Below are 7,515 nucleotides of genomic sequence, written 5' to 3' on the forward strand. Positions count from 1 at the left end.
GCGGATGTCGGCCGGGTGCGAGGTCGTGCGGCCCGAGGGCGGCGCCTGGACCGGTGAGGGCAATCTCTCGGGCGGGGCCTATGTTCACGTCCCTGCGGGAGAGACGGTCGAGTTCGACGTGACCGAGGCCGGCGGCATCCTGCACGGTCTGATCTGGAGGCAGAAGGCCGATGTCGGAGACGTGGTGTGGGAGGTGTTCCGAGGGCGCAAGCGCCTGTGGAGCACCCGCACCCCCGCGGGAGGAACCGGCGATCGGGGGCTCACCGAAGCCGACGGAATGCTGGTGCCGCAGCTGCTGGGCGGCGATCTGCCCGCCGACGCGGTGATCGTGCGATGCACGAGTCGCGGCGACGTGCGTCTCGACGCTCTCGTGATCCAGCCCGCGGTGGCGAACGCCGTGTATGCCACGGCATCCGGCTCCGCGGTGCTCTACGCCAACGGCACGCGGCGCGACCAGCGGGTCGCGCCTCTCGCCGCCGGTGCGGGGCGCTCGTACGACGCCGACGGATCGCAGCGGGGTCAGGCCCTGCAGGGCGGGAAGGTGCGCGTGCGCGGCGGCGGGTTCACGATCACCCGGTGACGGGGTCCAGATCACCGGGCTACGGTGGCGGTGTGCCTGCGCTCTCCGTGTACGACCCGCTGCCCGACCGTCCGGCTCCCGACAACCCCGCGGGAAAGCTCGTTCTCCTGCGCCACGGCGAGACGGAGTGGTCGAGAGCCGGCCTGCACACCGGCCTCACCGACATCCCGCTCACGGCGCGGGGCGAGGATCTCGCGCGCGGTGCCGGACAGCTGGTCGCCGACTACGACTTCTCTCTCGTGCTCTCGTCGCCCCTCGAGCGCGCCCGGCGCACGGCCGAGTTGGCCGGGCTGCGCGCTGAGGTCGATCCACTGCTCGTCGAGTGGGACTACGGCGGGTACGAGGGCCGCACCACGAAGGACATCCGCGAAGAGCTCGGCTATGACTGGAGCGCCTTCACTCACGGAGTCATCCGCGGAGCGACGCCGGGCGAGACCGTCGAGGAGGTCGCAGCCCGCGCATCCCGCGTGCTCACGCGCGTTCTGCCCGCGTTGGTCGAGGGCGACGTGGCGCTGGTCGCGCACGGCCACTTCCTGCGCATCCTCACCGCGGTCTACCTGCGGCTCGCCCCGCGCTTCGGGGCTCAGATCACGCTGGATGCGGGATCGGTGTCGGTACTGAGCTTCTACCGCGAGCAGCCGGCGATCCTGACCTGGAACTACGGCCTCGAGCTGCCTCTCGCGCCGTCGGAGTCCTGACGCCGACGGGATCGCGAACGAGCGTCAGGCTGAACGGTAGATGTCGACGCTCTCGGGTTTCTGCTGCGCAGCGAGCACGATCGCGAGGATGCCCAGGCCCAGCGTGCCCGACAGCGAGGCGAGCGATCCGAGCATCTGAAGCAGATCGGCGAACCCCTGAATCGACTCAGGGCGCACGGTGACGAAGATGATCTGCGGCACCGCCCACGCCAGGGCGTAGGCGCCGAGAACCCACAGGGGCGCCCACCGCCAGGGTGAGGGCACGGTGTCGCTGCGAGCGATCTGCGCCGCGGCGACGAGGCCGGCGGCGGCAGGGACGAGCAGCGAGACGTACCCGAAGATCGTCCAGCCGCTGTCGTTCGTCGGTGCGTCCGGCATCAGCGCCCGGGAGAGCGCGAACGCGGCGAGCGGCCACAGCGCCAGGGCCGCCATCGCGGTCAGTCCGAGCGGTCGGCGTGCGACGACGCTCGCGTCGCTCGACAGACCGATCGCGAACAGCAGGATCGACGCGGCGAAGATCACGTGCGTGATGAATCGGACCGCATCCAACCCGATGAAGCTCGTCTGCAGCATCCCGGACACTCCGCAGATGATGAGTCCCGTGCCCCCGGCGATCCAGGTTCGCCGTCGATTCCGCCTGCTCATCCTTTCAGCGTATCCACGACCCGATATATACCCACGTCGGGGGGACCTCGAGATCGTCGCTCAGCTGATCTGCTGCAGCGAGAGCGCGTAGATCGTCGGGGCGCCCTCGAGATCCATCAGGATCTGCATCCCGGTGGCGGTGGTGGTGATGTCGAACGCGATGGTCACGTTCTCGCACACGATCGGCCCCGCGGCCGGTTCTTCATCGAGCTCGCTTGCGGACACCGTGATGATGCCGTCACCGCGGCAGGCGAGCTGCGCCTGGTAGGTGCCGGCCTGCTGAGACGTGAGGGTCGACCTCTGGTGTGCCGAGGTGTTCTCGCTCAGCCACCCCGAGAGGCCGGCGCTGTATCCGTCTGCGTCCGAGTTCGGCACCGCCGTCGCGGCCCAGTCCTTGATCTCGTCGACCGGCATCGGAAGCAGCGCCTCGTCGGCGTCGGCGCGGTCGGGAGCGGCGGTCGGCGCGGGTGTCGAGGCCGAGGGAGAAGGCGATCCGACCGCCGGTCCTGCGGGCTCGCCCGTGCATCCGGCGAGCGCCAGGCCCGCCACCAGGATCAGTCCGATCGTCGCCGCTCGTCTCATACCCATCCCTCCACGCTACGGATGGCTCAGGATCATGCAACCCCCTCGATTCCGACACGCCATTCTTTTGAGTTACTCAAAATAGACGCTAGAGTCGAGGCATGGAGACAGAACTCGACTCGGCACTTCGCGGTGCCGGGCTGCGTGCGACCGCGGGCCGCGTCGCCGTTCTCGAGGCATTGGAATCCATGGCCCACACCGATGCGGAGCGGGTCTTCCGCGCCGTCTCCGAAGTGCTTCCGACGACGTCGATCCAGTCGGTGCACAACATCCTCGCGGACCTGACGACGGCGGGCCTGCTCCGCCGGATCGAACCGGCAGGCTCCGCGGCGCTCTACGAGCGGCGCATCGACGACAACCATCACCACATCGTCTGCACCGAATGCGGTGCGATCGGCGATGTGGACTGCGTCGTCGGCGAAGCGCCGTGCCTCACCCCGTCTTCGGCGGGGGGATTCACCGTCCAGACAGCAGAAGTGACCTTCTGGGGCCTGTGCCCCAGTTGCCAGAACGCCGCGCAATAGCATCCGACGTCGACCCCGGGCACCCGGGTGATCGTCGTGCCTGTGTGCAGAAGGAGAAGAACATGACCGATCCATCGACCACCACCCAGACGGGCACCCCCGTCGCGAGCGACGCCCACTCGCTCACCGTCGGAGCAGACGGCCCCACCGTTCTGCACGACCGCTACCTCGTCGAGAAGCTCGCGTCGTTCAACCGCGAGCGCGTGCCGGAGCGCAACCCCCACGCCAAGGGCGGCGGAGCCTTCGGAACCTTCACCGTCACCGAAGACGTGTCGGCCTACACCCGTGCCGCGGCCTTCCAGCCCGGCGCTCAGAGCGAGACGCTGCTGCGCTTCTCGTCGGTCGCCGGCGAGCAGGGTTCGCCCGACACCTGGCGCGACGTGCGCGGCTTCGCGCTGCGTTTCTACACGCCCGAGGGCAACCTCGACATCGTCGGAAACAACACCCCGACCTTCTTCCTGCGCGACGCCATGAAGTTCCCCGACTTCATCCACTCGCAGAAGCGCCTGGGCGACTCGGGTCTGCGCGACGCCGACATGCAGTGGGACTTCTGGACTCTCTCGCCCGAGTCCGCCCACCAGGTCACCTACCTCATGGGCGACCGCGGTCTGCCGCGCAGCTGGCGCCACATGAACGGCTACGGCTCGCACACCTACCAGTGGGTCAACGCCGCAGGTGAGCGCTTCTGGGTGCAGTACCACTTCCTCTCGAAGCAGGGCGTCGAGGCGATGAGCGCCGAAGAGGCCGAGAAGCTCGCCGGGTCGGATGCCGACTACTACCGCCGCGACCTGTTCGACGCGATCGCGAACGGCGACGCCCCCTCGTGGGACGTCTACGTGCAGGTCATGCCCTACGACGAGGGCAAGACCTACCGCTTCAACCCGTTCGACCTGACGAAGACCTGGTCGAAGAAGGACTACCCGCGCATCAAGGTCGGCACGTTCACGCTCGACCGCAACCCGCAGAACTTCTTCGCCGAGATCGAGCAGGCCGCGTTCTCGCCCGGCAACCAGGTTCCCGGCACCGGCATCTCGCCCGACAAGATGCTCATGGCTCGCGTGTTCGCCTACTCGGATGCTCAGCGCTACCGCATCGGTGCGAACTACAACCAGCTGCCGGTCAACCAGCCGCACGCGGCCGAGGTGCGCAACTACATGCACGAGGGCCAGATGCAGTACAAGTTCAACCCGGCCGAGCACCGCGTCTACACGCCGAACTCGTACGGCCCGGCCGGCGGCCCGACCGCCGATCCTGCCGCAGGTGTCGAGGCGAGCTGGGAGTCGGACGGCGAGCTGATCCGCGCCGCCGCGACCCTGCACCTCGACGACGACGACTTCGGTCAGGCGGGCACGCTGTACCGCACGGTCTTCGATGACGAGCAGCGCGCGCGCTTCCTCGAGACGCTGACCGGTCAGGGCCAGGGCATCACGATCGACGCGATCCGCGAGCGGTTCTTCCAGTACTGGACGAACGTCGACGCCTCGCTGGGTGACGCTCTGCGCGCTCGCTTCTGAGTCGCATCCGCTGACGACCGAGACCCATCGTCCCCTCGGGGCCGGTGGGTCTCGGCGTATCCGGGCATCACAGGGGAGGACAATGGATGCCGTGGCTGTTCCTCTCTCCGACCTGACCAGCATGCCCGAGCCCCAGCAGGTGCACGCCGCTGACGGCACCCGTCTCGCGACGTACACCTGGGGCGAGATCGACGCACCCGTGGTGGTGATCGTGCACGGCTTCGCGTCGAGCGCCCGTGACACCTGGGTGCTCACGGGGTGGGTGCGCGAGCTCACCAGAGCCGGGTACCGGGTGCTGGCGCTCGACCAGCGCGGCCATGGGCTCAGCGAGAAGCCGCATCAGCCCGACGCCTACGGCATCCGCACACTCGCGACCGATGTCGAGACGGTCATGGACACGTATCTGGTCGACGAGGCCGTCTACGTCGGGTACTCGCTGGGTGCGCGAGTGGGCTGGGAGGTCGTGCGCGATCTGCCGCACCGCATCGGACGCGCCGTGCTCGGCGGGGTTCCCGACGGCATCCCGCTCGCCCGGCTCGATCTCGATCAGGTGCGCGCATACCTGGCAGACGGCACGCCCGTCTCGGATCCGACCACGCAGAACTACATCACACTGACCGAGCGCGTGCCCGGCAACGACCTCGGCGCGCTCGTCGCGCTGGCCGAGGGGATGCGGTCGTCGCGGACGATCGACCCGGATCCGTCGAACGCCCCCGCGAGCCCGATCCTGTTCGCGACGGGGTCGAAGGATGCGATCATCGAGGGCTCCCGCGCCCTGGCGTCGGCTGCCCCTCAGGGAAGGTTCTTCGAGATCCCCGATCGCAACCACTTCAATGCGCCGGGATCCCGTGCGTTCAAGGAAGCCGCGCTCGGGTTCCTGGCCGAGAACTGACCGCAGGCACGAGAAGAGCCCCCCGTCTCGGTGAGACGAGGGGCTCTCGGGATGACGGTCAGACCGTCGCGTTCTCTTCGCGCTTCGGCAGCACCCATCCCGCGCGCGGGAAGTGGCAGGTGTAGCCGTTCGGGTACTTGAGCAGGTAGTCCTGGTGCTCTTCTTCGGCCTGCCAGAACGGGCCCGCGGGCTCGATCGTGGTCACGGCCTTGGCCGGCCACAGACCCGAGGCGTCGACGTCGGCGATGGTGTCGCGTGCGACCGTCTCCTGCTCGGGGCTGAGCGGGAAGATCGTCGAGCGGTAGCTCGATCCGACGTCGTTGCCCTGACGGTCCTTCGTCGACGGGTCGTGGATCTGGAAGAAGAAGGCGAGGATGTCGCGGTACGTCGTCTTCGTGGGGTCGAAGACGATCTCGACGGCCTCGGCGTGACCGGGGTGGTTGCGGTACGTCGCGTGGTCGTTGCTGCCGCCGGTGTAGCCGACACGGGTGTCGAGCACGCCGGGCTGGCGGCGGATGAGGTCTTCCATGCCCCAGAAGCAGCCGCCGGCGAGAACGGCGGTCTCGGTGCCGGGGGTGCGAGTGATGATTCCGGTGTCAGTCATGAGTTCTCCTCAGAGTTCGGGGTGGCGAAGAGGTGACGGTAGCGACCGTACCCCTCATCTTCCAGGCTGTCAGCCGGGATGAAACGCAGGGCGGCCGAGTTCATGCAGTATCGAAGCCCTCCTGCGTCTCGGGGTCCGTCGTCGAAGACGTGCCCGAGGTGGCTGTCGGCACCGCTGGATCGTGCCTCGGTGCGCTTCATCCAGAGCGTGCGGTCGGTGCGGGTGTTCACCGCGTCGGCCTCGATGGGCTTGGTGAAGCTCGGCCAGCCGGTGCCGCTGTCGAACTTGTCAGTCGACGAGAACAGCGGCTGGCCCGAGACGACGTCGACGTAGATGCCGTCGTCGTGGGTGTTCCAGTACGCGTTGCGGAAGGGCGGCTCGGTCGCGTCCTCCTGCGTCACCTCGTACTGCAGATGCGTGAGGTCGCTGACCGCCGCGGGGTTCTTGCTGTACTCGTTCGACATGATCTGTCTCCTTGTCCGACGCGGCTGGCTGCAGCGTCATAGAGAAGAACCAGCGGCACCCCGGATTTGGTCCCGCGGGACTGTGAGCGGGCTGTGAGTTTGCGCGCAGTCGATAGAGTTGCTCCGCTACATACACAACAGGGAGACGCACATGTCGGTTGGACTGCTCGCCGTCGTCGATGACATTCTCAGCGCGGCGATGAAGGCGTCGGCCAAAGCCGCCGGTGTCGTGATCGACGACGCCGCGGTGACCCCGCAGTACGTGCAGGGAATCACTCCCGCCCGGGAGCTGCCGGTCGTTGCGAAGATCGCCGTCGGGTCGCTCGCGAACAAGTTCCTCATCATCATCCCGATCGCTCTGCTGCTCACCGCCTTCGCACCGTGGGTGCTGCCGTACCTGCTGATCCTGGGTGGCGCGTACCTGTGCTTCGAAGGCGCAGAGAAGGTGCTCGAATGGTTCGGCGTGCAGCACGGCCATGCCGACGAGAGCGCGCGCAACGAGAACAAGCTCGTCTGGGGTGCGGTGCGCACCGACCTGATCCTGTCGACCGAGATCATGCTGATCTCGCTGGCGAACCTCGAGGCCGGACTCGACATCTGGACCACCCTCGCGATCCTCGCCGTGATCGCCCTGCTCATGACCGGGGTCGTCTACGGCGCCGTCGCCCTGCTCGTGAAGATCGACGACATCGGTCTGAAGATGGCCAAGAACCCCTCCAAGCGCGTCCGCCACACGGGCACACGCATCGTGCGCTCGATGCCGGGAGTGTTCCGCTTCATCAGCATCCTCGGCACCGTCGCGATGCTGTGGGTCGGTGGACACCTGCTGCTCGTGAACCTCGGCGAAGTGGGTGTGCACTTCGGCGCCGACATCCTGCACGGCATCGAGCACTTCCTCGAGCCGGCCGGTGGCGTCATCGTCTGGATCGGCGACACCCTGTTCTCGGCGATCGCCGGCCTCATCGCCGGTCTGATCATCGTCGGGATCATCCTGGGCATCGGTCGCCTCGTC

General features: G+C 67.8%; 9 protein-coding genes and 1 pseudogene. 6 read left to right on the plus strand and 4 right to left on the minus strand.

Going from position 1 to position 7,515, the window contains the following annotated elements; translation table 11 throughout:
• Positions 1–580: pseudogene (locus J7E68_RS09925) on the plus strand (hypothetical protein); the annotation flags it as partial.
• Between the two features lie 32 nt (positions 581–612).
• A complete protein-coding gene (locus J7E68_RS09930) occupies positions 613–1,278 on the plus strand; it encodes a histidine phosphatase family protein (RefSeq protein ID WP_311416806.1) in 666 nt (221 codons plus the stop codon).
• Between the two features lie 24 nt (positions 1,279–1,302).
• Here the strand turns inward: J7E68_RS09930 and J7E68_RS09935 are convergent, their stop codons facing one another.
• Positions 1,303–1,923, minus strand: coding sequence for a hypothetical protein (locus tag J7E68_RS09935; RefSeq protein WP_215172157.1), 621 nt, complete (start codon positions 1,921–1,923; stop codon positions 1,303–1,305).
• Positions 1,924–1,983: 60 nt separating this feature from the next.
• Positions 1,984–2,511: a hypothetical protein gene (locus tag J7E68_RS09940; protein ID WP_215172159.1), complete on the minus strand. Its 528-nt coding sequence runs from the start codon at positions 2,509–2,511 to the stop codon at positions 1,984–1,986.
• A 95-nt stretch (positions 2,512–2,606) separates the two neighbouring features.
• Between J7E68_RS09940 and J7E68_RS09945 the strand changes: the two genes are divergently transcribed.
• From J7E68_RS09945 to J7E68_RS09955, 3 genes are all read left to right on the plus strand, one after another.
• The gene (locus J7E68_RS09945; protein WP_215172161.1) at positions 2,607–3,029 is read left to right on the plus strand and encodes a Fur family transcriptional regulator; all 423 of its coding nucleotides are present in this window, start codon (positions 2,607–2,609) and stop codon (positions 3,027–3,029) included.
• A 62-nt stretch (positions 3,030–3,091) separates the two neighbouring features.
• On the plus strand, positions 3,092–4,543 hold the full coding sequence (locus J7E68_RS09950) for a catalase (protein WP_215172163.1): 1,452 nt from the start codon (positions 3,092–3,094) through the stop codon (positions 4,541–4,543).
• A gap of 82 nt (positions 4,544–4,625) precedes the next feature.
• Complete coding sequence (locus J7E68_RS09955) at positions 4,626–5,435, plus strand: alpha/beta hydrolase (protein WP_251048853.1); 810 nt, start codon at positions 4,626–4,628, stop codon at positions 5,433–5,435.
• A gap of 58 nt (positions 5,436–5,493) precedes the next feature.
• Here the strand turns inward: J7E68_RS09955 and msrA are convergent, their stop codons facing one another.
• Both msrA and msrB read right to left on the minus strand, forming a co-directional pair.
• Positions 5,494–6,039 (minus strand): peptide-methionine (S)-S-oxide reductase MsrA, encoded by a 546-nt coding sequence (gene msrA, locus J7E68_RS09960; protein WP_215172167.1) that lies wholly within the window; start codon positions 6,037–6,039, stop codon positions 5,494–5,496.
• Entirely contained in the window at positions 6,036–6,503 is a 468-nt protein-coding gene (msrB, locus tag J7E68_RS09965; protein WP_215172169.1) for a peptide-methionine (R)-S-oxide reductase MsrB, read from the minus strand. The genes msrA and msrB overlap by 4 nt, the downstream gene beginning before the upstream one ends.
• Before the next feature lie 151 nt (positions 6,504–6,654).
• Between msrB and J7E68_RS09970 the strand changes: the two genes are divergently transcribed.
• Positions 6,655–7,515 (plus strand): DUF808 family protein (locus J7E68_RS09970; RefSeq protein ID WP_215172171.1); only part of this gene is annotated, 861 nt, incomplete at its 3' end.

It is taken from the genome of Microbacterium sp. ISL-103 (assembly GCF_018613995.1).
Classification (GTDB): Bacteria; Actinomycetota; Actinomycetes; order Actinomycetales; family Microbacteriaceae; genus Microbacterium.